General features: G+C 48.2%; 20 protein-coding genes. 2 read left to right on the forward strand and 18 right to left on the reverse strand.

Annotated elements, in window-relative coordinates; translation table 11 throughout:
- Positions 1–257: 257 nt before the first annotated feature.
- The 6 genes from ABMB67_RS19930 to ABMB67_RS19955 all read right to left on the reverse strand — a co-directional run bounded on the left by ABMB67_RS19930 (position 258) and on the right by ABMB67_RS19955 (position 9652).
- Positions 258–1463 carry a nitrate/nitrite transporter gene (locus ABMB67_RS19930; RefSeq protein WP_354573121.1) on the reverse strand — a complete coding sequence of 402 codons (1206 nt, stop codon included), beginning with the start codon at positions 1461–1463 and terminating at the stop codon, positions 258–260.
- 184 nt (positions 1464–1647) lie between these two features.
- A complete protein-coding gene (nasC, locus tag ABMB67_RS19935) occupies positions 1648–3786 on the reverse strand; it encodes an assimilatory nitrate reductase catalytic subunit NasC (protein ID WP_354573122.1) in 2139 nt (712 codons plus the stop codon).
- A gap of 40 nt (positions 3787–3826) precedes the next feature.
- Positions 3827–6178, reverse strand: a complete 2352-nt coding sequence (gene nirB / locus ABMB67_RS19940) for a nitrite reductase large subunit NirB (RefSeq protein WP_354573123.1) — start codon at positions 6176–6178, stop codon at positions 3827–3829.
- A gap of 350 nt (positions 6179–6528) precedes the next feature.
- Positions 6529–7077, reverse strand: a complete 549-nt coding sequence (locus ABMB67_RS19945; protein WP_354573124.1) for a LysM peptidoglycan-binding domain-containing protein — start codon at positions 7075–7077, stop codon at positions 6529–6531.
- Between the two features lie 69 nt (positions 7078–7146).
- Positions 7147–9300, reverse strand: coding sequence for a heavy metal translocating P-type ATPase (locus tag ABMB67_RS19950; RefSeq protein WP_390188863.1), 2154 nt, complete (start codon positions 9298–9300; stop codon positions 7147–7149).
- Positions 9272–9652, reverse strand: a complete 381-nt coding sequence (locus ABMB67_RS19955; protein WP_354573126.1) for an ArsR/SmtB family transcription factor — start codon at positions 9650–9652, stop codon at positions 9272–9274. Before ABMB67_RS19955 ends, ABMB67_RS19950 begins: the two co-directional genes overlap by 29 nt.
- 261 nt (positions 9653–9913) lie before the next feature.
- Between ABMB67_RS19955 and ABMB67_RS19960 the strand changes: the two genes are divergently transcribed.
- Together ABMB67_RS19960 and ABMB67_RS19965 are read left to right on the forward strand one after the other, a co-directional pair.
- Positions 9914–10837, forward strand: a complete 924-nt coding sequence (locus ABMB67_RS19960) for a manganese-dependent inorganic pyrophosphatase (RefSeq protein WP_354573127.1) — start codon at positions 9914–9916, stop codon at positions 10835–10837.
- 262 nt (positions 10838–11099) lie between these two features.
- A complete protein-coding gene (locus ABMB67_RS19965; protein ID WP_354573128.1) occupies positions 11100–11558 on the forward strand; it encodes a hypothetical protein in 459 nt (152 codons plus the stop codon).
- Between the two features lie 117 nt (positions 11559–11675).
- Here the strand turns inward: ABMB67_RS19965 and ABMB67_RS19970 are convergent, their stop codons facing one another.
- From ABMB67_RS19970 to ABMB67_RS20025, 12 genes are all read right to left on the reverse strand, one after another.
- Positions 11676–12971: a globin-coupled sensor protein gene (locus ABMB67_RS19970; protein WP_251223464.1), complete on the reverse strand. Its 1296-nt coding sequence runs from the start codon at positions 12969–12971 to the stop codon at positions 11676–11678.
- A 116-nt stretch (positions 12972–13087) separates the two neighbouring features.
- Positions 13088–13936, reverse strand: a complete 849-nt coding sequence (locus ABMB67_RS19975) for an alpha/beta fold hydrolase (protein WP_354573129.1) — start codon at positions 13934–13936, stop codon at positions 13088–13090.
- 20 nt (positions 13937–13956) lie between these two features.
- Complete coding sequence (locus ABMB67_RS19980; protein ID WP_251223466.1) at positions 13957–15012, reverse strand: Ldh family oxidoreductase; 1056 nt, start codon at positions 15010–15012, stop codon at positions 13957–13959.
- Between the two features lie 20 nt (positions 15013–15032).
- Positions 15033–15761, reverse strand: a complete 729-nt coding sequence (locus ABMB67_RS19985) for a FadR/GntR family transcriptional regulator (RefSeq protein ID WP_354573130.1) — start codon at positions 15759–15761, stop codon at positions 15033–15035.
- 217 nt (positions 15762–15978) lie between these two features.
- The gene (locus tag ABMB67_RS19990) at positions 15979–16644 is read right to left on the reverse strand and encodes a spermine/spermidine synthase domain-containing protein (RefSeq protein ID WP_251223468.1); all 666 of its coding nucleotides are present in this window, start codon (positions 16642–16644) and stop codon (positions 15979–15981) included.
- A gap of 21 nt (positions 16645–16665) precedes the next feature.
- The gene (locus tag ABMB67_RS19995; protein ID WP_251223469.1) at positions 16666–17301 is read right to left on the reverse strand and encodes a DsbA family oxidoreductase; all 636 of its coding nucleotides are present in this window, start codon (positions 17299–17301) and stop codon (positions 16666–16668) included.
- A 109-nt stretch (positions 17302–17410) separates the two neighbouring features.
- Complete coding sequence (locus tag ABMB67_RS20000) at positions 17411–18175, reverse strand: sulfite exporter TauE/SafE family protein (protein ID WP_251223470.1); 765 nt, start codon at positions 18173–18175, stop codon at positions 17411–17413.
- A 46-nt stretch (positions 18176–18221) separates the two neighbouring features.
- Positions 18222–19316 (reverse strand): GerAB/ArcD/ProY family transporter, encoded by a 1095-nt coding sequence (locus ABMB67_RS20005; protein WP_251223471.1) that lies wholly within the window; start codon positions 19314–19316, stop codon positions 18222–18224.
- A gap of 14 nt (positions 19317–19330) precedes the next feature.
- The gene (locus ABMB67_RS20010) at positions 19331–19546 is read right to left on the reverse strand and encodes a hypothetical protein (protein ID WP_251223472.1); all 216 of its coding nucleotides are present in this window, start codon (positions 19544–19546) and stop codon (positions 19331–19333) included.
- Positions 19546–20754, reverse strand: coding sequence for a Ger(x)C family spore germination protein (locus tag ABMB67_RS20015; RefSeq protein ID WP_354573131.1), 1209 nt, complete (start codon positions 20752–20754; stop codon positions 19546–19548). Before ABMB67_RS20015 ends, ABMB67_RS20010 begins: the two co-directional genes overlap by 1 nt.
- Positions 20751–22310: a spore germination protein gene (locus ABMB67_RS20020; RefSeq protein WP_390188862.1), complete on the reverse strand. Its 1560-nt coding sequence runs from the start codon at positions 22308–22310 to the stop codon at positions 20751–20753. The genes ABMB67_RS20015 and ABMB67_RS20020 overlap by 4 nt, the downstream gene beginning before the upstream one ends.
- Positions 22311–22598: 288 nt before the next feature.
- Positions 22599–23450 (reverse strand): sulfurtransferase, encoded by an 852-nt coding sequence (locus ABMB67_RS20025; RefSeq protein ID WP_349775617.1) that lies wholly within the window; start codon positions 23448–23450, stop codon positions 22599–22601.
- Positions 23451–23481 lie beyond the last annotated feature (31 nt).

Below are 23481 nucleotides of genomic sequence, written 5' to 3' on the forward strand. Positions count from 1 at the left end.
ATTTGAAATACATGTTATCTTGTGTCATTTTATCTGACATGGTTTTTCCGGACTGGTGAAAAAAAGCGGGGTTCCTTTTTTGCAGCTTCTACATTATGTGCCCAGCCGTGACAAATTTTAAAAAGCCTTGCCACGAGGAACCACTCGTAGCAAGGCCACAAAATGTACGAAACGATCACTCTACCCTTGGATTCGTCTTTCGGCTTTGAGAGGACGCCGTGAGTTCGTTTAGTGCTTCGATCATCCATCGCTTCCTCTCAAATCCGTACCTGCTTGCCCGAAACGGACCATTCCTTTCTCCATCCAGCCTGGGCATAGAGCAAAATCGCAAAAGCGACTAAAGCAACGATTGAGCATGTAATAAAGCCGGTTGCATACGTGCCTGTTACGTCTTTTAATGAGCCGAGCACATTCGGCAGGACAAAGCCGCCGATTCCGCCGGCTGCTCCAACAATCCCGGTCACCATGCCAATCTCATTTTGAAAACGTTGCGGAACCAGCTGGAAGATCGCCCCATTTCCCATACCGAGACAACCCATGCCGACAAAGAGTATCGTTACGACGAGTGCCAGTGGCGGCAACAGGCTGACCGCAAACATGCAGAGCGCCACGCCCAAAAATAAAAATTGCAGCAGCTTTACTCCGCCGATTTTATCTGAGATCAGCCCGCCAACCGGACGGAGGAAGCTGCCCGAGGCGACGATGAGCGTCACAATTTCTCCAGCCCGTACTCCCGATACGCCATATTGACTGACGAAAAAGTAGCTCAGAAAACTGGTCAACCCGACGAAACCACCGAACGTCACACTGTACAGCAGACAGAAATACCATGTATCTTTTTCTTTGAAAACGGAGAAATACTGCTTTAACGGTTTCGGGGCCGGCTGATTTGGCGGCTCCTTCGCCATGAAAATGTATAAGCAGAGGACGATGCTCAACGGGATCAGCGCCAGCCCCATGACCCCGTTCCAGCCGACAACTTCAGCAAGACGCGGGCCAAACAAGGTCGCCAGCAGCGTTCCGCTGTTTCCGGCACCGGCAATCCCCATCGCAACACCTTGAAGATGGGGGGGATACCAGCGGCTCGCCATCGGCAGCGCCGCGGCAAAGCTTGCGCCGGCAACCCCAAGTAGAATTCCGATCATATAGAGCTCACTCAGTGTATAGCCAAATAACCAGCCCCATAACAGAGGAACCATCGTTACGATCATTCCGCCGATCGCTGTCTTTTTTGGCCCGAAACGATCTGTCAACACGCCCATAATGACCCGGAACAGCGATCCGGCTAAAATCGGGATGGCGACAATCATCCCGACTTGGCCGGCTGACAGATCAAAGTCAGCAGTCAAATAAACGCCCAGCGCCCCTAGTAACACCCAGATCATAAAGCTAATATCAAAATATAAAAAAGCCGAGAAGAGCGATGGAGCATGCCCACTTTTTTTCAATTCAGAAAGCTTCATTTCAAACACTCCTTTTCTTTATCATAGGCCCATTATGCCAAAGCTTCTGGAGAATAACAGGATCCGTGTAACAATTTCTGACAGTCTTTTCCTATATTTAAAATACTTCTTTTCAACCTGAAAAGAGAGGTTACCCCAAAAGGTATTGGAACAACCTCTATCGAGTTCCGGGATGCTGCCGGTACTACTGATCGACCGCTGATATCTTCACCGCACTTACTTTAAAGCCCGGCATCCCACAGGACGGATCAAGAGTGCCGGCTACCAGACGGTTGACATTTTGCGACTCCGTCCAATGCAAAGGCACAAAGACCGTATCCTTGCGAATGGTTTGCGACCATTTGCTTCTGACGACAATGCTGCCCCGCTCCGATTCGACCTTGACCAGGCTTTGATCGTTTATCTGAAATTTTTTGGCCGTCGCAGGATGGATTTCCATATACGATTCAAATTCACGCGCAGCCAGAGTCGCGCTTTTTCTCGTCTGCACGCCGGTTAAATAATGCGACATGATCCGGCCCGTCGTCAGGAAGAGCGGATACGTTTCCGATGTTTTCTCCTTGGCGATTTTCGCTGTATTGGACACCGGCACCATCCGCGCCTTTTTATCTGGATGAGCAAAACCAGCTTCAAATAAGCGCTCGGTTCCGGGATGCGTTTCGTCCGGACACGGCCATAGCAGACCTTTTTCCCGGCGCAACCGCTCATAGCTCATGCCGGAATAGTCGGCAATGCCACCACGCGACGCCACACATAGCTCATTAAAGACCTCCTCCGGTGACGAAAAGGAGAAATATTCGCCTTTACCGAGAGCGTCGGCGACTTCACAAATAATCTTCCAATCATGCTTGACCTCGCCGCGTACCGGAAAGCTTGCTTCACGCAATAGGACCCGCCCTTCGACATTGGTCATTGTCCCTTCCGTTTCCAAATAAGAGGTCGTTGGCAAAATCAAATCGGCTAATTGCGCTGTTTCAGAAATAAACATATCGACCGCCACGAGGAAATCGAGCTTAGCCAATGCCAGTTTGACAAACTCGGCGCGCGGATGGGAGACAACCGGATTCGAGCACATCAGGAACATCGCCTTAATCTCTCCCTGATCGACCTTCTGTATCATTTCAAAAGCCGATACCCCTTTGCGTGGCAACTCATTGACATCAACTTTCCACACATCGGCGATATACTGGCGATCAGCTTCATTTTCAATCGAGCGGTAGCCTGGCAGCTGATCGGCTTTTTGCCCATGCTCTCTTGCCCCTTGTCCGTTTCCTTGCCCGGTCACCGCGCCGTAGCCGGAGTATTTCTTGCCGATCTTCCCTGTCGCTAAAAGAATATTAAGAAAATTGCGCACCGCACTTGAACCGTCCGTTTGCTGCTCCACTCCCCGAGCTGTAAAGATCATCCCCGACTCTTCTCTGGCAAAGACGGAAGCGGCCTTCCTGATTTGACTGAGCGGCACCCCTGTCATTTCAGCAATTTCATTAAGGTCGAGCGCCGAAACATACTCCCGTACTTCCTCAAAGCCGACAACATGGCGCGCCAGAAAGTCTTCATCGATTAAATCTTCATCAAGGATCACCTTCAGAAAGCCGTTCGCCAATGCTGCATCCATTCCCGGCCTTACTTTCAAATGAAGGTCGGCCAGCTTTGTCGTCGCTGTTTCCCGCGGGTCGATGGCAATGATAAAGGCTCCGTTTTCTTTCGCTTTTTCAAAATACGGCATAATCGTCGGCTGACATTCCGCCATATTTGTCCCGGCCAAAATCAGGCATCTGGAATGGGGAATTTCCTGAATCGTATTCGTAAAGCCGCGGTCCATGCCAAATGTCTTCGCGGCGGCAGAGGCCGCGGCCGACATACATAAGCGGCCATTGTAATCGATATACCTCGTCCCGAGCGCGACACGGGCAAATTTCCCGAGTAAATACGCCTCTTCATTCGTGATCGTCGCGCTGCCATAGACTGATAACGCATCTTTGCCATGTTGCGCCTGAATCGCCGTGAATTTTTCGCGAATCAGCTCCAGCGCTTCGTCCCAGGAAATCCGGACAAACTCACCGTTCACTTTGCGCAGCGGGTATTTGAGCCGCTCGGAATGAAGGGCGTGCTGATGGGCATGCATCCCTTTAATACACAGCCGGCCTTCTGACGTTGGATTATCGACACCGACTGTTTTGTATTTCTTACGTGTCACCGTTACCTGCTCGATTAGCTGCATTTTACACTGCATGCTGCAAAAAGGGCATTGCGATGGATAGACGGTTTCCTTTTCCACTTCCTGCTGCTTCGTTCGAAAATACCTTAATAGCATCTCAGTCATCGTCTCTCATCCTTTGCTACGTATTTGTCTCTCCGACATCCTAGAAGGTTTTCGCCAATCTCGCTTTGATCTGTAAAGCATCCTGCTCCAAATTTCCGCTTAGCTGCTGCCTTAATTCCGGTGCAAACAGGACCTCACGAATGTGGAGCAAATTGACCCGGTTGATCCAATCCCAGGTCCGCTCGCCATACTTGGCCGTTTCCCGGTAATATTGAACGAAGGCAATCACCAGCTCGCAAGCTTCCTCTGCCGTCTCCACGACAGAAAGCAGCTGCCCCTGGCGGACATGTCTCCCGCTGCTGCCGCCGACATAGAGTTCCCAGCCGCGGGCGAATTGGATGATCCCTACATCTTTCGTTGTGGAACCGGCTCCGTTATGACTGCAAGCCGACACACCCATTTTCAGCCGGTACGGCGCCGGCACAGAATCAATCCGCTTCTCAATCTCGACCGCCAGTTCCAGCGCCTGCTCCTTATTACACGTACAGGCTGTTTCCCCAAGGCAGGTTTTTATCGTATGTCCCCTGTTGCCGGTTGCACTTCTTAATGGCAAGTCCAGCTCACGCCAAATAGCCTCCAGCTGCTCTTTCGGAATGCCGTACAAATGAATTCGCTGATCGCTCGTTACGGCAACGTTCGGAATGCGGTGCTTCTCAGCAATATCAGCGATTCTTCGCAGCTCGTCAGCATTCGTTATTCCCCCGTACATTTGCGGCGTGATCGCATAGGTGCCATCGCTCTGCACAACCGCATTCATCCTCTCATTCAGGAAAAGCGCTTCCTGCTCCGCTCCATATTCGGGATAAATCATCCCGAGGTAATAATGCAAAGCCGGCACACAAGTCCGGCAGCCATCTTTCGTTTTCCAGCCGAGCTGCTCGATCACGTCATGAACAGAGCTTAGTCTACGGATCTGTATCTCTTGGACAATCTCTTCATCAGTCAGCGTTGTACAGGCGCACATCGCCTCTTTTTCGACGACTTCATCAAAGTCCTCACTTTGGATATAAGACAGCAGCTCGGAGACAAGCGGTTTACAGCCCCCGCATGCACTGGACGCCTTTGTACAGTTTTTAATTTCTTCGACACTCGCCAGCTCACGCGCCTGACAGGCTTCAATAATTGCGCCCTTTGACACGGCATTACACTGACAGATCAGCTCCGTCTGCTCCATCGTCACTACTTCCGGTTCCGCGCCAGTGCTTTGCAAAAGCAGCTGCTTTTCTTCATCGGTGATCACTTTCTGCTTGGCTATCATATCCAACAGCTTATTGCTCGCCTTCGTATCGCCGAACATGACGGCGCCGATCACTTTCTCATCGCGCAGAACAATTTTTTTGTATGTCTGGGCCAGTTCATCAACGCTCATCATCGTTTTTGCCGGCGCATCGGCCTGAAAATTCCCGGCCGAAAAGACATTCACCCCTGATATCTTCAATTGTGTTGCAAGAGTACTTCCTTCGTATCCGGCTGTCTCTTTGGCGCATAGATGGGCGGCCAGCACTCTTCCCTGTTCATAAAGCGGCTTAACAAGGCCGTACACCATTCCGCGATGCTCGACACATTCTCCAACGGCATAAACATCAGGCACGCTCGTCTGCAAGTAATCATTGACGAGGATCGCCCGGTTCGTTTCAATCCCGCTTTCTTTTGCCAGCTGGACGTTAGGACGGACGCCAACTGCCATAACGACCATATCTGCTTCCACCGCTGTGCCATCGGTAAATCGAAGCCCTTCGACCCGTCTGGCGCCGATGATCTCTTCCGTCGTCTTCTCCAACAAAAACTTCATCCCCTGGCTTTTCAGCTCCTGTTCAAGCATTAGCGCGGCGGTTGGATCAAGCTGTCTTTCCATCAAATGGTTGGCGATATGAACGACATTGACCTCCATCCCGAGATTCAGCAACCCTCTGGCGGCCTCCAAACCGAGCAGCCCTCCACCGATGACAGCCGCTTTTTGATAATTGCCGGCGATCTCGATCATCTTTTGACAGTCCTCAATCGTCCGAAAGCTGACAACTCCTTCCTTGTCAGCTCCGGGAATCGGCAGCATAAACGGAACGGAGCCTGTCGCGATAATCAGCTTGTCATAAGAAACCTTTCTGTTGCGATCCGTGCTCACTGTTTTTTCGACCGTGTCGACCTGAATGACCGTTTCCCCCGCATAAAGACGAATATCGTTGCGCTCATACCAGGCGCGGTCATGCAAGGTAATATCATCAACCTTCGTATCTCCTTGTAAAACGGTCGATAGCATAATGCGGTTATAATTATAATGAGGCTCACTGCCGAATACAGTCATCTCATACAAAGATGGGTTTACCTTCAGGATTTCCTCCATGCAATTTATCCCTGCCATGCCATTTCCTATTAAGACCAGCTTTTGTTTCATTTATAACCCCCCTCATCATCGAAGCTGCTGAAAAAGAAAGTTTTTTCAGTGGCCTCTCATCCTCTGGGCTGATTATCAGCTCTGCCACGTCAATTAAAGTCATATTAAAATTACTTCTTATCTAGTCATTTTCATTTTAGTAATAATAACGGTTCAATTCCTTAACCATGTCAGATGTGCTGACAAAGAATTCTTTGAAACCGCAACAAAAACAGGGCTGGAAAAAAGGTTGTTTTTTCACCTTTTTCCCAGCCCCTAAGCAATGAACGGAACGGCCCCAATCTATTAAAGCCCGCTATGAGTCGCTTTCTCACAACGGGCTTTTGGCGAGTGACGCTATGGCAAGCTAACTAGTTTTGTCTCTTCCTCTTAACGCCAATCGGATTCTCCATTTTTTTATGGAGACATCGGGGAAGGAGTAACGCATAGCCCGGATAAATCACGTCACCCGAGAAGCTATGCCTGTTTGCATTCACATGCAGCAGCGCCGACACAGGAAGATCGCGTCTCTCGGCAATCCGCCATAAGGAATCCCCTTCTTCCACGATTTCAATTTGCACCGGCAATTCCAGCAATTGATTGGCGACGATTTTGTTTATATCGCTCAATTGCGGATTAAGCGCCTCCACTGCCTGAAGATCAAGACCGAACGAACCTGCGATCGAAGGAAGGGTTTCACCCGGCTGGACAAAATAAAGTACCTGTGCCTGCGGGGTAAAGGAATAAGGTACGATCAGCTGTCTTCCCTCATACAGAAGCCCTGGATCTGTAAAGGGAGGATAAAGGGAATTCAGCTGCTCTATTTCGTCAACCGTACTTCGAAGCATCGTCGCAATACCAAATACCGTATCATTTATCTTCACTGTATAAACAAAGTAAGTTCCTTCGTTTGCCAGCACATCACTTCCCCCTCGTACCCGAATAACCCCTCTTGTATACTATTGGCCGAGGCGAAAAGATGTGCCTACCTATATCTGATCGCTGTTCTTTTTTCGATTCAGCAGGCGCAAGCCATTCCCTGTCACAAGCAAGGTTGCCCCCATGTCGGCCAGAATCGCGATCCAGAGAGTCAGCCAGCCCGGAACGACCAGCAACAGCGCGAGCAGCTTCAGCCCGAGTGAAAAGGCGATATTCTGCTTAATAATTCGCAATGCTTTCCGGCTAAGAGAAATCAAGTAAGGCAGCTGCTTCAAATCATCGCTCATCAAGGCGACATCCGCTGTTTCGAGCGCCGTATCGGTACCAGCTCCCCCCATCGCGATTCCGACCGTCGAAGCGGCCAATGCCGGCGCATCATTTACCCCGTCACCGATCATCGCGACTCGCTCATGCTCATTTCTTAATTGCTTCATATAGGCCAGCTTATCTTCAGGTAAAAGCTCGGCTTGAATCTCCTTCACGCCAACCTGCCTGCCGACCGCTTCAGCCGTAAGCCAATTATCCCCCGTAAGCATCACGGTCCGTGATATTCCAAGCTGATGCAGGCGCTCAACTACTGTTTTACTTAGCTCCCTCACTTCATCAGCGACCGCAAATAGAGCAAATACTTCTTCCTCCGTTCCGAAGAGCATCACGGTTTTCCCCTGTCTCTGAAGCCGGAAGACTTCCTCTTTTATTTCAGCACTGGCCCCAGGAAACAGCAGAAGATTTCCAATCTGGTATGTCACTCCGTCAATGCTGCCTTTAATCCCTTTTCCGGTCAAAGAGACAAAGTCATTGACCTCCACTTCATGATACGGAACCTGTTCCTCATCCGCCTTGCGGATGACTGCTGATGCAAGTGGATGAGCGGAGCGTGACTCCAAGGCGGCGATGGCAGCCAGAGCTTCTTTGTCCGTATAATCTTTGTCGCAGGTAATCAGATCCGTAACATGCGGGCTGCCTTTCGTTAACGTTCCCGTCTTGTCAAAAGCAATGGCCTTTAAGCCACCCAGCTCCTCTAAATAAACTCCGCCTTTGATCAATACTCCATTCCTCGCCGCATTGCCGATTGCCGTCACAATCGCCACCGGAGTGGAAATAACGAGCGCGCATGGACAGCCGACGACAAGGACGGCCAATCCTTGATAAATCCATGCCTCCCAGCTTGCCTGGAAAAACAATGGCGGGATCAGCGCAATGAACAAAGCAACGAGCATAATCGCCGGTGTATAATATTTGGCGAATTTATCAATAAAAGCTTGAGATGGAGCGCGCTCGGCCTGCGCTTCTTCAACGAGATGGATGATCTTTGAAATCGTCGTATCCTCGACGCGCTTTGTCACCTCTACTTCAAGCAGTCCTTCCTCATTTAACGTTCCGGCAAACACTTCATCCGCTGCGTGCTTTTCCACAGGAACGGATTCTCCGGTAATGGCCGCCTGATTGACCGAGGAACGGCCGCTAACGACGGTTCCATCCATAGCGATTTTCTGTCCGGGGCGCACGATCATCCGATCGCCAATTTGAATGTCGTCAACAGACACCAGCACCGTCTCCCCGTTCCGCTGAATCAATGCTTCTTTTGGCGCGATGTCCATCAACGAACGGATCGATTGCCGCGCCTGATCCATGGAAAACCGTTCCAACGCTTCACTGATCGCAAACAGGATGACGACAATCGCTCCTTCCGTCCATTCACCGATAATCGCCGCTCCAATAACCGCGATCGTCATCAATGTTTTCATATCAAATTGTGCTTTCATTAAATTCGCCAGGCCGACTTTAAAAAGCGAATAGCCGCCGACGACAATCGCTACGAGAAAAGCGCCGATAACCGCTCCGTTTCCTTCTCCAAGCATTGATTGGCCGATGATGCCAAGCACAAGGAAGATCGCTGAAATAAACACATGAATATGCTTTTTGAAGAAGGAAAGAGGTGTTGTCCGTTCTACTTCTGCTCTTGTTTCGTGCTCCGGCGTCAGCTTCAGCTGTTCAAACGCGCCGGCTTTTTCGAGCTGCTCAAGCGTTGCCTCTCCATAGACGGATATTTTCGCAGCACCGAAATTCACCCTCGCATCGTGTACGCCCTCAAGCTCCTTGACATTGCGCTCAAACTTCCCAGCGCAATTTATACATGTAAAGCCTTCTACCCGGTACACTTTCTTTTCCGCTTCATTCACGCACCCCCACCTCTCTTCCATGTACGACAGCCGACGCGACAAGCATTTCGACATGGTCATCATCCAGCGAATAAAAAACAAGCTTGCCTTCCCTCCGGCTTTTGCAAATGCCGAGGCTGCGCAAATGCCGTAAATGATGGGAGACGGTCGCCACCGTCGCTCCAATAATCGTCGCGACATCACAGACGCACAGTTCCTCCTCCTGACAGAGGGCGTAGGCGATTTTCAAACGGGTTTCATCAGCCAGAGCTTTAAAAATCCCGGCAACCGGGCTAAGATTCTCCGCTTCTATAATAGAGGAGACTCGTGTCACCTTCTCCTCGTCATAGCAAAACACATCACATGTATCTACCTGATTCTTCACTTTCGTCATTCTTCATCCCTCATTCAAATAATCATTTGATTATAGTCTATGCCAGCAATCGAAAAACGTCAATCAACATCCGGTAAAAGGGCTCTGCGTGAGGGGGCAGCAACTGGAGAAGGATAATGGCTCTGCACACTGCACACATTGCTTCAGGTTTGTTCTGAAATTTCTGGACAAGCCTGCAAAAATTTAAAAGACAATATTTCGCTTGCGTTGCTACTTATGTTAAGTTATAAGATGTAGAAGTTTACATAAAGGAGTGTTATTATGGAAAAAGTTCTCGTATTCGGTCACAAAAATCCCGATACAGATTCAATTTGCTCTGCTATTGCTTACGCTCACTTAAAAACAAAGGTGAACATCCCCGCTGAGCCGGTCCGTTTAGGCGACATTAACGGCGAAACACAGTACGCACTCGATTATTTCCAGGTGAATGCACCACGCTTGACAGAATCAGTTGCCGAAGCAAAAGAGGTCATTCTCGTCGACCATAATGAGCGCCAGCAAAGCGCCTCTGACCTCGATCAGGTTCGCGTCATTGAGGTCATTGACCATCACCGGATCGCTAACTTTGAGACAAGCGACCCGCTTTATTACCGGGCTGAACCGGTAGGCTGCACGGCGACAATTCTTTATAAGCTATTCAAAGAAAATGAAGTTGACATTCCAAAGGAGATTGCCGGACTGATGCTTTCCGCGATTATCTCTGATTCATTGCTGTTCAAATCACCAACATGTACGGAAGAAGATGTGGTGACGGCAAAGAAGCTTGCCGAGATTGCCGGGGTTGACAGCGAGGAGTACGGTCTTGCGATGCTTAAAGCCGGAGCCGATGTCAGTGATAAATCGGCGAAAGGTCTACTCAATCTCGACGCGAAGGAATTCCAAATGGGACAGCATAAAGTCGAAATTGCCCAGGTGAATACGGTCGATGTGGAGGAAGTGTTTGCAAAGCAAACAGAATTAGAAGCGGAAATCGAAGCCGTCATCGCCGAAAAAAGCCTCGATCTCTTCCTGCTCGTTGTAACAGACATTTTAAACAACGACTCGAAAGTTCTCGCCCTCGGCTCACAGGCTGAAGCAGTCAATAAGGCCTTCCAGGTCACACTTGACGGGAAGACAGCTCTGCTAAAAGGCGTCGTTTCACGCAAAAAACAGGTCGTTCCTCAGCTTACAGAAGCACTAAAGTAACAATCACAATGGCGTAGCTCTATGCCCGGGCAAAAGGGAAAAATCAACCTTTTATCCAAGGCTGCTGAAAAAGTACAATTTTCACTTTTTCAGCAGCTTTTTCGTAATGAGCGAAGCCGTTGCCTGATTTTGAAAGCCTGCTACGAGCGGGTTTCTCGAAGCAAGGCGCGCAACGCGTGGAGCCATTACTCTTCTTCGAGTTACGAAAAAGGAAGGTTTTTCAGTGGGCTCTTTTTTCCATGCTATGAAAGGGGAGGTACTCTTGAAAAGAAATTTGTTGATGACAACTTTATTGGTGCTGACCGTTCTTCTTTTAAGCGCGTGCACCACGGAACGGTTTCAGCATATTGAAGTGTTTGTAGCGGAGACATCCGAACAAAACGAGGATGGTTTTTATGAGCCAACCGGCTATAAGAAGATAAACGCGATTACGACTGTCGAAGAAGGGGAACATCATGTAGCCACCGATGTGAAAGCGATTGAGGACTTTTTCGATACAGATGGCAACTACTTAAAGACGGAAATCATCCATTCAGCGTTTAGCAGATCAAAAGTAACGAATACAGAGGATGGAGACGAACATAAAAAAGAGCTTCAGGAACCGGCAACAATCCTCATCCCGGCTGAAGCACGAGATCCCTTTCACTTGGAAAAAATGACGGAGGAAGAAAGGGAAAGAGTCAAGCAGCATGTATTATCGTTTACCGACACACTCGGCTAACGCGTAAAAAACGTAAAAAGGCTGGACAAAGGTTCGTTCCCCTTTTGTCCAGCTTCTACACAATGAGCGCAACCGCCTACTCAAGCTTCTGGCCTTTTACCGGATAAAACAGACCTTTTAGCCTTTCATCATTTCTGTCAGCTGGTCAGCTGTTGCTGAAAGCTGGGCTGCCGCTTGATTAATTTCTTCTGTCACGCGGGAAATATGCTCCATTTCTTTTTCAACGCTGACATTTTGAAGATTGCTTTTTTCTGTTGATTCGACAATTTCATCAAAGAAATCACTCGTTTCCTTCATCCCTGATGACGTCTCTTTGATTAGATCGTTTATGTTGGCGATGTAACTTGACATGACACCAATTTGATCATTGGTACGGATAATCAAATCAGATACTTTGCTGACTGAGTTTTGCGTTTGATCGGAAAGCTTGCGAACTTCCTCTGCTACAACAGCAAACCCTTTTCCAGCTTCTCCTGCCCGGGCCGACTCAATCGCTGCATTTAGTGCAAGCAAATTGGTTTGCGCCGCAATCGATTGAACAAGGCCGACAATTTCATTAATCTGTTCCGCATTTCCTCTCAAAATCCCCATTTCTTCGGAAATTTTGCCGATCGTGCCATCTATTTCGCTCATTTGCGCAGACTGAGCCTGCAGCTTCTCGGCGCCATCCTTTGAAATCTCTTCCACCTTCTGGGAATGCTTAGACACGGTATGTGTGTAGGCGAGGATTTCATCCGACCTCGACTTCAGCTCATCTGTTGAGGCACTTGTTTCCCCGGAAACAGCCGCCAATTCTTCCACTGTGGCGCTAACCAGTTTGACGAGTTCATTTTGTTTTTCCTGATTTTGTTGAATGATCCGTTCTATTTCTCTTTCATAGGCTTCCAGAACGAGCTGCTGCTCCAAATTAAACATCTTGGCTACCGCTTTTATGTACATTCTGCAAGACTTGTTATCTTCATAATGCTCATAAATTAAATCAATCATCGACTCTAACAAATCCTGAAAAGCACCGACATACCATTTGGAGTCGAGACCGATCCGCACGTGTGTATGGGCAATCCGGATTCGCTGTTCAATGTAAGCGCCATCTATCGTCCCGTTAAATATCTCTTTTATATGCTGCCTCAATGTTACCCGCAATCGTTCGACAGCGCTATTCGTATCAATAATTGTTTTCAGCTCACTGTTTTTTTCAAGGTTTTCATAAAACCGCTTGACGATTTCATCTACATGCTTTTCCACCAAAGGCTGAAGCTCTTTCACGGCAATTAAATCAGCCGTCGTTAAATGAATCATCGCAAGCTGCTTTTGCACCGCCGGTGAGACACGAATGGCAACATTATGTACTGGCTGCTGGGCCTTAATTGTGGAAGGAGCTTCCTTCCGCTTCGTCCGAAACCTTAATTTCATTGAAATCCCCCTTATCTCGTCACACGATGATTTAACACCATTGTCGCATGATAAATAACCTATTTTACATGTTATCACAGAAACAGGAAGGGAGTTCAATTAATTTTTATTAAACATTAGTTTTCTTGCATAATAGTATCGGCAAAGTCTTTCAGCTCCTGATTAAATCTCTGTTCCTGTTCCCAAAAAGGCATATGTCCCGTCTCCTCATACGAGGAAAGCGTAGCATGCGTCAGCTGGTTCCTGTTATATAACGCATGCGACGGCAGAACGACCTGATCTTCTTTTCCATGGGTAATTAAAAACGGGGTACTGAGCTTTGTCATGATGTCCTCGTTCGACAGAGTACGCTTCATTAAAGCCTGTCGGACATATGGAGGAATCATCGCATTGAACCCAAGAAAATAGTAATACTCTTCTGGTGGAAGCCGTCGTTTGCTGCACAGTGCCAGAAAGGTCGCAATCCCCTCGAGTGCAGCCGTCATCTCATTTGCCAGCAGCTTCGGTTTCAGCGCATGATAGTCTTTCCCCGTCTCTGCCGCAGCCTCCGTCGTCCCAATCCGCGAGCGTGCCCCTACCAAATTGACGCCGCCGATCGCTTTCTCCCCGATAAAACGCAAATAGTCAAAAACAACTAATCCGCCGTATGACCAGCCAATCAGAATCGGCTTCTTCACTTGCAATTCAGTCAGCACCGCATCCAGGTCTTTTGCCCACCATTCTGACTCCTGATACGCTTCAACCGGCTTCTCCGACCAGCCATGACCGCGATTATCGAAGGCAATGAGTCGGAAGTCCTGCAGCAATTCAGACTGAAATTGCTTAGCCCATACGTAGCGGCTCTGGTTGAAGCCATGAATAAAGACGAGCGGCTGGCCGTCAGGATTCCCGCCTTCCTCGACATACAATTTCGTTCCTCCGCCTCCCGTAACGATATAGCTCTTAGCAGCCCGAAGTCCCTTCATGCCTCTTTCCCTCCTTACCATCAATCTTGCAGAACGACTTCCTTCAAAGAAACACCAAGCTCATCTGAAAGCTGATAGAGCTCCTGTAAAACGTTCTCTTCCATCGCGATTCCCGACTCCTTGTTCTTTCTCTCTCGTTCAAATTCAATTTCTCCCGGCATATAAAGGTCATCGACACCTGGCGCCTTTTTTGACTCCTTGACGAATGACGTCAATGTTTTGATCCGATTGCCGTATTCCTCTCCGCTGACAAACTGTGATAAATCAATCGCCAGCATAAAATGGGAAATCGACTGCTTTTCTTTCATGTCGTACATCGACGGAATCGATTTTGAAAACTGGCTTCCGGTCAGGATTCCTGTTAAAATTTCCGCGAAAATCGCGAGACCGAATCCTTTTGGGCCGGCGACCGGAGAAAGAAACCCTCCATCCAGTACTTGAGCCGGATCAGTTGTTGCTTCGCCGTTTTTATCAACACCCCACCCTTTCGGAATCTCCTTTCCCTGCGCCTGGGCAAACAGAATTTTCCCAAGCGGGGCATTGCTTAAAGCCATATCAAGCACGATTGGATCCCCTTCTGCCGTTGGGCTGGCAAAGGCGATCGGGTTGTTGCCAATTACTTTTTCCGCTCCGCCGATAGCCGGCATCAATGGCTCCACATTGCTCATCACGATGCCAAGCATATTCTGCTCAGCCGCCATGAGCGCATAGTGGGCGGCAATGCCGAAATGATTGCTATGCTTGGCAGTCGCCATGCCGATCCCGTGATTTCGAGCCAACTCCATCGCCTTTTCCATCGTTTTCTTTCCAACAACCTGCCCTGCTGAATAATGACCGTCCAACAAAGCCATCGCTTCTGTTTCCATTTCTACCGTTACCTTGGATGGAACCTGAATAAAGTTTTTCTTTATTCGTTTGACATAGATCGGCAAGCGTAAAAATCCATGACTATGGATCCCCCGGTAATCCGCTTCAAGCATTGTCGTTGTCACCGTATCGGCATCCTCTTCACTCATCCCCAGCTTCGTGAAGCTCTCTCTTGAAAAACGGCTGATTTTAGCAGCATCTACGATCATGGCTACACTCTCCTTCTGTCCTATTCAAAGGTTTTTTCTGTTATCTCCCTGAAATTCGTCAACGATTGCAGCCTCTTTTGCACATCAACCAAATGGCTTTCCATCGTCTTTTGCGCAAGCTCGTCCTCTTTCGCCACCAGCAGCTGATAAATTTGTTGATGGTAGTCATGCGAGGCCGCCAAAACCGTACTGTCATAAGCGACCTGCTTTTGCACCTTGAAAATCAAGTGGGAAATCGTATTGTACACATACATCAGCACTGAATTTCTCGCCGCTTTGGCAATCAGCTGGTGAAACTCCATATCCGCCTTCACAAATAAGCGCTTATCATTTTGTTCCACCGCCTCACGCAAAGTGGCCAGCTGCTCCTCCATCGCCTGTAAATCCTCGTCCGTTCGCCGCTGCGCTGCAAGGGCGGTCAGCTCCTTTTCCAGTGCCAGCCGCGTCTCCTGTACTTCATCGAACGTCGCTTCGTTTAACAGAATTTGCATCGTTAACGAATCCTCAATTACTTTAGAAAATTCAGCCGTCACATACGTTCCCGACGTGATCCGGGTAATCAGACCTTGCTGGGCAAGGACCTTTAACCCTTCACGCAAGGAAGATCGGCTCACTCCAAGCAGCGTGCATAATTCTCTTTCATTTGGCAGCTTATCACCGATTTTGAGCTTGCCCTTTACAATGAGATCCTTTAATTGAAGAATGACATCGTCTCCTAGGTTCGTTTTCTTAATTGGTTTAAAATCCATTCTCTGTACCTTTCTCATTCATTTTTTGTTAGCGCTTACATTTTTACTTAATGGAATGATGGTCTGACCATATACTGCTTTTATTATACAGATTACCGCTCGAGAAATCAATGAGTATTTGCAACAGTCTGATTTTTTGAAAGATTCGTCGCGATATGAGACTTGAGGAAACCTCTTCATGCTGTCTAGGTCCCGGTGTCAGAGGTTCCATCGTCTCCTAATCCTTACAGCCAATATATACATAATCAGGTGGCAGCTGAGAAGTGGCTGAGACTTTCACTGGGTACTCATATACTCGATCAAATTTCTCCTTCAACAGTTGGAAAAAAGCTTGAGAGCGGGACGCACTCCAAAAAGAAACGGCTCCTCCCTGCGTCACTCGATGATAAAGCAAATCAAGGCCTTCATTCCGGTACAGTTTGGCGTTACGATCGGCTACTATCCAGTCTGGCCCATTATCGGTATCGAGGCAGATCAAATCGTAGCAAAGAGGGTTCCGTTCCAGCCAGAAGCCAATATCGGCAATGATCAACGAAGCTCCCTCGCGCTGCAATATCCCGTTGGAGAATGGATAAAGATATTTATATTGCCACTCCACAATTTTCGGTTCAATCTCAACAATATGAACATTTGCGTCATCCCCCTCACGCAACACCTGATCGGCCGTGTGCCCCACGCCAAGACCTCCGACCAATACACGATGAGGGTTCCGCTTCATAACGGCCTTCGCTTTCTTTACCATTTCCCGTTCCGATTGTCCATTTTCCGTTGACATCAGAAAAACGCCATTGCTAATAATCTCAAAGTCTTGTTCGCGTTGCTGCAGCTGGATTTCGTCACCAAACACACTTTTTCCCCGCTCAAGCACGACGACCTTTTTCATTTGCTACACCTCTTTTCCTGTTTACCGTTCTTCCGCCGCCTTATGCAATGCCTGCAAAAACGCTTCACTCGGTTGAGCGCCGGAGACCGCATATTTTTCATTAAACAAAAAGAACGGAACTCCTCTTATTCCATACTTTGCCGCCTGTTCGATATCGCTCTTGACCTCGGCTCCGTAGTCATCGCCCGCAAGCACTTGCTCAGCAGCCGCTTTTTCAAGTCCGACTTCTTCTGCCAGTTCAAGCAGTCTCGCCTTGTCGCCGATATTGATTGAGTCGGAAAAATGAGCCTGTAACAGGCGCTCGGCCAGCTCTTTTTCCTTCCCCATTTTAGCAGCAAAGTGATGTAAACGATGGGCATGAAACGTATTGGCGGAAACGGCGGTATCAAAATGGAACGTTAAGCCGGCTTCCTTCGCCTGACCCGCTACACGCTCGCACATGTCCCGCGCTTGCTGAATCGTCGTGCCGTATTTCAAGGCAAGACCTTCATACACCGTTTGCTTTGATCCCGGCGGAACATCAGGATCAAGCTGAAAGCTGCGGAAATGAACCTCAACCTGCTCTCTTTCCGGAAACAGCTTTAATGCCTGTTCAAATCGCCGTTTGCCAATGTAACAAAAAGGACAGACAAAATCAGACCATATTTCGACTTTCATTCTCTTCCTCCATTCGCTCATTTGTTAGATCCTACCATTACTATACCACATTTGCTCCATTGTCCGGTCATTTGAAACGGCGGCCTCCTGTCTCCTTTTAGAAAACCGCTTATGTAAATACAAGTAAGTTCACAGCCGCCAGAAACACAATGCACATGGCAAACAGTTTGATCTTCTCCTGCGGCAGCTTTTCAAACAGCTTCATCCCGACATTGGCTCCGACAAACACACTGACAAGTCCGACGGCAAAATAAAGGAGGAACGAAGAATCAAAGTCACCATGCAAGCCATGCAAAAACATGCTAAACAAGCTTGTAACGGCAAATGTCGTTTGAAGATTGGCGTTATAACGATGCTTCTCCTTGTAAATCATTAAAAAATAGAACACAAAAAAAGGACCGCCCACCGCGAAAATCCCGCCGATCAATCCGCCGATAAAGCCAAAGGTGATCGGAAAGATCGGCTTCAGCAAAAGCTTCGACGGCTCTCCCTTTTTTTTCGTTAAAAGATAAATAACCATGCCAATTAAAAAGAAGCCAAGCACCTTCTTGAGAATGTCCATCTCTCCATAAGAGGTTAAGAAGAAGAAAGAGACCACTCTTCCCGATAAAGCAGCACATAAAATAACAAGGAATCCTTTCAATTCAATATAACGATAAATACGAAAAACAATCGTAAGCGAAATAAATAACGTTAAGGAGAGGACAAGCAATGTGCTGTCCTTCAATGTAAACATTAGCGGCAAAAAGCCCATCGCAAACAAGCCAAAGCCAAAACCGCTTACCCCCTGAATAAAGCTGCCAACCAAAAAGATCAGAAAAATAAAAAGAAATTCTATCGGCATAACCATCAACCCTTCCCGCTGCTTATCCATGCACTCTTTCTTATTATAACATGCCTGAGAGAAGGGGCGTTCTTGATCAAGCCCTTGCTTTCTTTCGGATCAAGCCGACGATATAGAGCAAGAGCGGAACAAACAAGCCGAGAAACAGAGAAACGGGAATCCAGGTTTCCCCCGCAAATTCCCGAATGGAGCCGGTATTAACCGGAATCGCATGAGACAGCGCCAGGACAATAAACGACATCGGCACGACAAAAATATGATAGCGTTGCAAATTGGCAAGCTGCTTAAACAGAAAGAGGGAAATATACATCAAGATCGCAATTTTGACGAATGACGTAATAATCCATTGGACGGCGATCACCGCTTCGATTCTTTGTAAAAAGTCCCCCAGTCTGATTTTCTTGGCGGCAAAAAAACTTGGAAAGTTGAGCGCGGCAGACAAATTGGCGCCGATCGTTAACAACGTCACCATCGCAATCGTAAAAATAATCAAACCGCCGACCAAAACACCAGCAATGAAATAGGTTCTTTTTTTCTTCGTTTTATTGACGACGGGCAAGAGCGGAAGAAATAAAACAAGCTCCAAAAAGGGAATCGACAGCATTAGCAGAGAACCGTCGACAACTTGACGTGGGCCATTGCCGAGAAACGGCTTTAAATGGGAAAAGTCGATATTATTAGCCGTTAACAGAACAGGGGCGATCACGACAAGCACGACGATCGGAAAGAAGATCTCCGCCCCCCTGGCCATCGTTTCAATGCCGTACAGCAGGGCGACAATAACAGCGGCGAGAAGTAAAATTTGCAGCGCGTACATCGGTGTCTCAGGCATCATTTGCGTTTGGAGGAAATCACTCGTATCGCGCAGCACCATGCTCGTTAATAAGATCGAAAACAGAAAGTACACGATAGCAAGGAAGGTTCCGAGCCACGTCCCGAGTATGCTTTTTATCATGTCGACAAACATAAGCTGAGGATACAGTTCATGCAGCTTAAGATAGAGGTACACAAGCAGCAGGCTACAGCTAATCGCGATCACCCCGGCAAGCCAGGCATCCTGCTTTGCATATTCGGCAAGAGCGGATGGCAGCACCAAAATCGTGCTGCCCATAATAAACAGAGCGACGAGAACGGTAAATTGATAGCCATCTATCTTTTCTGTCTGCTTCATGATCATTTCCTTTCTCAATTGAACAAGTGTACTAGCCATTCAAGTCCTTTTAACGGATCAGGCAGCTTCCCCTGTAGACTAAGGATTAGATTAAGGCTTATCCCGCCAACGGCCAGCAGGCCAAACAGAACCCATTCTTTTTTCGTGAACTTGTTTTTCACCATATAAGGGATAGAAGCACCAACCATCATAATCGCCAGCGTGATTACCATTGCGAGCGGCCACAGCATTATTCTTCCTCCATAAGTTTTTTCACCGATTGATTCGTGTTTCCGGTTCCGATCAGCGTCACTTCAACATCTACCTCAACATCCATCGTCGCAAAACGCTCATTCCAATCGCTTTCGACGCTTTTCCATTCCTTTGGCCGCTGCTGATACAATTCCTTACCAAATCCAAAAACATCAGCCTTCAGCTCCTGTGCTTTGGCGATTGATTGTTCGACCTCCGTTGCAATTTGCTCTGATGTTCGCTTTTCGATTTCAGCCAGGCTATGTCCTGTAGCTGTATCGATACTGCATTGAACGTTGCCAAGTTGTGCTTCCGCCTTGATCGTCACCGTTCCGCTTGGATTGCCATTATTCATTTCGGTACGAAGCTTCGCTTTCGTACGAAGCAATTCAACGCCGATAAAGGAGTCTTCCGCGGTCGGACAGGCGACGTTCACGATTGTGCTCGTTATATTATTCTGGGCATAATTTAACCCGATGCTTTCCCGCTCATTTAACCAGCCAATCAGCCTGTCCCGGGAAAAAACCGCCATTTGCTTAAACGAAAGCAATGCAGGAAGCTCACTTTCCTCCAGAGCTTCAAGTTCCCCGCCGACATCCGGATCTCCTTCAATGATGACTCCCGTGATCGCTGCCTCGATTCCTTTGCCGGCGAGCTCGGTTAGCAGTTGATCAATTTCAATTGTTTTCGATGCTCCCCATGAGCTTTGCGACGCCCTTAATGACTGGTGCATCTCATTGGCCGGCAGCTTATCAATAACGGTCAGCACTTCCAGCACATCACTCGGTCTGGCATTTCTCGCTATTAAAAAATAAAAATCCGTCCGAAATTCATGATCTCGAACCAGGAAATCAAGCGCTTCAATAATGCCTTCCTTAGCCAGCTCCTCATCGATCACAACAACCTGGGTGTAGGATTCATATATTTTACGCGGGACCGTCATCGTTAATCTGCGCAACGCTTCAAACATCGTCATACCCGTCTCTGAATAAACGACAACCGGGGTATACGTTCCGGTACCCGGCTCCTGCATCGCAATCGCGGAAGGATTAATGACTTGGACGGTCACCCGGAATTCCCCGGCTTCCGTTTTTTCAATTCCCATTGCATGCGAGATCGCAAGTTCATTTAGCTCGCGGCGATTCCAGCAACCAGACAGCATGACGAGTAAAATCAGAAGAAGAATCATCATCCGTTTTTTCTTCATGTCTCTGGGTCACTTTCTCTAATTTTGTCGGCATGGTTTAACAGCTTCGGCCGCCTGATCATATCCCACATCGGAACACGCAATAAATTATCTTTCTGATCGTTTATGTTAAACGGCGCCATCGGCGACATATACGGAACTCCGAATGAGCGCAGGCTGCACAAATGTAACGACAGGACGATACAGCCAATCGTTACGCCGAACAAGCCGAAGCTCGCCGCCAAACCCATCATCGGAAAACGCAAAATCCGAAATGCGACTCCCATATTAAAAGCAGGAATGACAAAACTGGAAATCGCCGTAATTGCGACGATAATTACCATCGCTGCTGAAACGAGCCCTGCTTCTACAGCGGCTAATCCAACGACCAGTGTGCCGACGATCGACACGGCCTGTCCTATCGCCCGCGGCATTCGCAATCCGGCTTCCCGAATAATTTCAAACGCCACTTCCATAATCAACGCTTCCACAAAAGCCGGGAAAGGAACACCTTCACGTTGCGCATACAAGCTAATAAGCAATGTCGGCGGCAGCATCTCGTGATGGTATGTCGTAATGGCAATGTACAAGGAAGGGCCGAGCAAAGAAATCAGTAACGTCAGCAATCGCAAAATACGTAGTAGCGTAATATAATCAGAACGCTGATAATAATCCTCCGGTACTTGATAAAACTCCGTAAACAACGAAGGAACAACTAAAGCAAATGGCGTCCCGTTGATCAGAATCGCCACTCTGCCTTCCAGAAGCTTCCCGGCAACGGCATCAGGCCGTTCAGTACTTGAAACGGTTGGAAACGGTGTAAATGTCTCGTCCTGAATCAGTTCTTCGACATACCCGCTTTCTAAAATAGAGTCAACTTCAATCTTTTTTAGTCTTTCAAATACTTCTTTTACAATTTGCTTCTCAGCGAGATGGTCAATATAGACTACTGCGATATCGGTATTCGTTCTCGTTCCGATTTCCATGGAAACGATCCGCAGATCGGTCGTGCGCAGCCGCTGGCGGATTAATGCCGTGTTCGTCCGCAAAACCTCCGTAAACGCATCGCGTGGACCACGAACAAGCACCTCCGTCTGTGATTCCGTAATCCCCCGCTCCTGGTAAGACTTTGAATGAAGCGCGAGCCCTTCAGCGACACCGTCTATTAACAGAAGCGTATTTCCGGCCAGCAAAGAGCGGTAACAGCTTTCAAAATCTCGAACAGCCGTGACGTTACTGCTTGCCAGCCTCCCCTTGACCTCACCCAGCGGAGACTGTGGCTCCCTGTCTTTCTTCTGTTCAAGCAGCGGAGTTATCATCGACTCTTCAATAAGCTCAGTATTGGTCAGCCCCTCGATATACATCAGCATCACCGGAATTGAAGTGGAAGCGGTCATCATTATTTTCCGGAACACAACATCACTGTCATGACGAAACGTCTCCCTGACCTGAGCTACATCCGCTTCCAGATTGCCCGTCAATGCCTGAGGAAGCTGTTCCGCGCGCTCAGCAGGCCCGTGGGCTGTTTTTAACGTATTTGTTCGCTTTTTTTTCGAAAACAGCCGCACGCTTCTCATCCTCCTTCGCACAAGTTCTGTGACCGTAGTTTGTTCTTATACATACTAAATTATTCCTTTCCAGCACAAAAAAAGATGCGTTTAAAAAGAAGAAAAAAATTCTTTTTGAACGCATCGTTGAAGGGCTGGCAGCCTGTTCCACCTGGATGAATATCCGGATAAATGACAGAACGTGTACCTTATACCGCTACTTGCTCCTTTCAAAAAGAATAGCGGTATTGTTGAAAGATTGATTCTAGCGACTTTTCAGCTTACATGTAAACTGAAGCACAGCACACTCTCCTCCGCTCACGATTCTCCTTTTGCAACCGGATTGTCTTGATAGGAAATCCAGTCGCTCCAGCTTCCCGCATAAAGCTTTACATTCCTAAAACCGGCTTTTTTCAGGGCGAGCACATTGGGACAAGCGGAAATGCCCGATCCGCAGTAGACAACAATTTCTTTTTCTGACGGCAATCCGGCAAAATGTGCCTTCAGCTCATCCTCTTTTTTCCACGTCCCGTCATCAGCTAATACCTCTTTCCAGAAATAGTTCAAAGCACCCGGGATATGGCCGGCAACCGGATCAATCGGCTCTTCCTCGCCCCGGTATCTTTTCGGCTCGCGCGAATCAATTAGCAAAACATCCTCATTCTCAAGCGCGGCTTTCACATAGTCGACATCGACGATTGGCCAATCTTCCGAATTTTGCTCAGCTTGAAACGGGCGCGCTGCCGGCTCAGAAATGTCTGTTGTCACCTCATAGCCCGCTTCCTTCCACGCGGTAAAGCCGCCATCAAGGATTGCCGCATCCCGATGGCCAAGATGCTTAAGCATCCACCATACTCTCGAAGCCATCATCCCACCCTGATCATCGTAAATGACAACCTTTTTATCAGCGGAAATTCCCGCCCCGCCAAATACTTTTTCCAGCTGTTCACGCTCAGGCATCGGATGACGTCCGCCATGCTCCTTAGCAGGAGCCGCCAGCTCTTTGCCGAGATTAAGAAAAACAGCGCCGGGCAGATGTCCTTTTTCGTAGACACGCTTTCCTGCCTCACTGTCTGCCAAATCATATCGTGCATCAATCAGAACAAATTGATCTGCCTCTTCCTGTAAGCGGTCATTCAACCAGCTTGCCGTTACAATTTCCTCCATCATCTTTCACTCTCCTCTTCAGCTTATATGTGAT

It is taken from the genome of Halalkalibacter oceani, from assembly GCF_040544555.1.
In the GTDB taxonomy this organism is placed as follows: Bacteria; Bacillota; Bacilli; order Bacillales; family Bacillaceae_D; genus Halalkalibacter; species Halalkalibacter oceani.

Excerpts from the sequence above, each read along its gene's own strand:
- ABMB67_RS19970 (WP_251223464.1), bottom strand. The coding sequence starts at position 12,971 with ATGAAATTAAGGTTTCGGACGAAGCGGAAGGAAGCTCCTTCCACAATT.
- ABMB67_RS20020 (WP_390188862.1), bottom strand. The coding sequence starts at position 22,310 with ATGAGAAGCGTGCGGCTGTTTTCGAAAAAAAAGCGAACAAATACGTTA.
- ABMB67_RS19975 (WP_354573129.1), bottom strand. The coding sequence starts at position 13,936 with ATGAAGGGACTTCGGGCTGCTAAGAGCTATATCGTTACGGGAGGCGGA.
- nasC (WP_354573122.1), bottom strand. The coding sequence starts at position 3,786 with ATGACTGAGATGCTATTAAGGTATTTTCGAACGAAGCAGCAGGAAGTG.
- ABMB67_RS19950 (WP_390188863.1), bottom strand. The coding sequence starts at position 9,300 with ATGGAAGAGAGGTGGGGGTGCGTGAATGAAGCGGAAAAGAAAGTGTAC.
- ABMB67_RS19990 (WP_251223468.1), bottom strand. The coding sequence starts at position 16,644 with ATGAAAAAGGTCGTCGTGCTTGAGCGGGGAAAAAGTGTGTTTGGTGAC.
- ABMB67_RS20015 (WP_354573131.1), bottom strand. The coding sequence starts at position 20,754 with ATGAAGAAAAAACGGATGATGATTCTTCTTCTGATTTTACTCGTCATG.
- ABMB67_RS19985 (WP_354573130.1), bottom strand. The coding sequence starts at position 15,761 with ATGGATTTTAAACCAATTAAGAAAACGAACCTAGGAGACGATGTCATT.
- ABMB67_RS20000 (WP_251223470.1), bottom strand. The coding sequence starts at position 18,175 with ATGGATAAGCAGCGGGAAGGGTTGATGGTTATGCCGATAGAATTTCTT.
- ABMB67_RS19980 (WP_251223466.1), bottom strand. The coding sequence starts at position 15,012 with ATGATCGTAGATGCTGCTAAAATCAGCCGTTTTTCAAGAGAGAGCTTC.
- nirB (WP_354573123.1), bottom strand. The coding sequence starts at position 6,178 with ATGAAACAAAAGCTGGTCTTAATAGGAAATGGCATGGCAGGGATAAAT.
- ABMB67_RS19995 (WP_251223469.1), bottom strand. The coding sequence starts at position 17,301 with ATGAAAGTCGAAATATGGTCTGATTTTGTCTGTCCTTTTTGTTACATT.
- ABMB67_RS20005 (WP_251223471.1), bottom strand. The coding sequence starts at position 19,316 with ATGAAGCAGACAGAAAAGATAGATGGCTATCAATTTACCGTTCTCGTC.
- ABMB67_RS20025 (WP_349775617.1), bottom strand. The coding sequence starts at position 23,450 with ATGATGGAGGAAATTGTAACGGCAAGCTGGTTGAATGACCGCTTACAG.
- ABMB67_RS19955 (WP_354573126.1), bottom strand. The coding sequence starts at position 9,652 with ATGACGAAAGTGAAGAATCAGGTAGATACATGTGATGTGTTTTGCTAT.
- ABMB67_RS19960 (WP_354573127.1), top strand. The coding sequence starts at position 9,914 with ATGGAAAAAGTTCTCGTATTCGGTCACAAAAATCCCGATACAGATTCA.
- ABMB67_RS19930 (WP_354573121.1), bottom strand. The coding sequence starts at position 1,463 with ATGAAGCTTTCTGAATTGAAAAAAAGTGGGCATGCTCCATCGCTCTTC.
- ABMB67_RS20010 (WP_251223472.1), bottom strand. The coding sequence starts at position 19,546 with ATGCTGTGGCCGCTCGCAATGGTAATCACGCTGGCGATTATGATGGTT.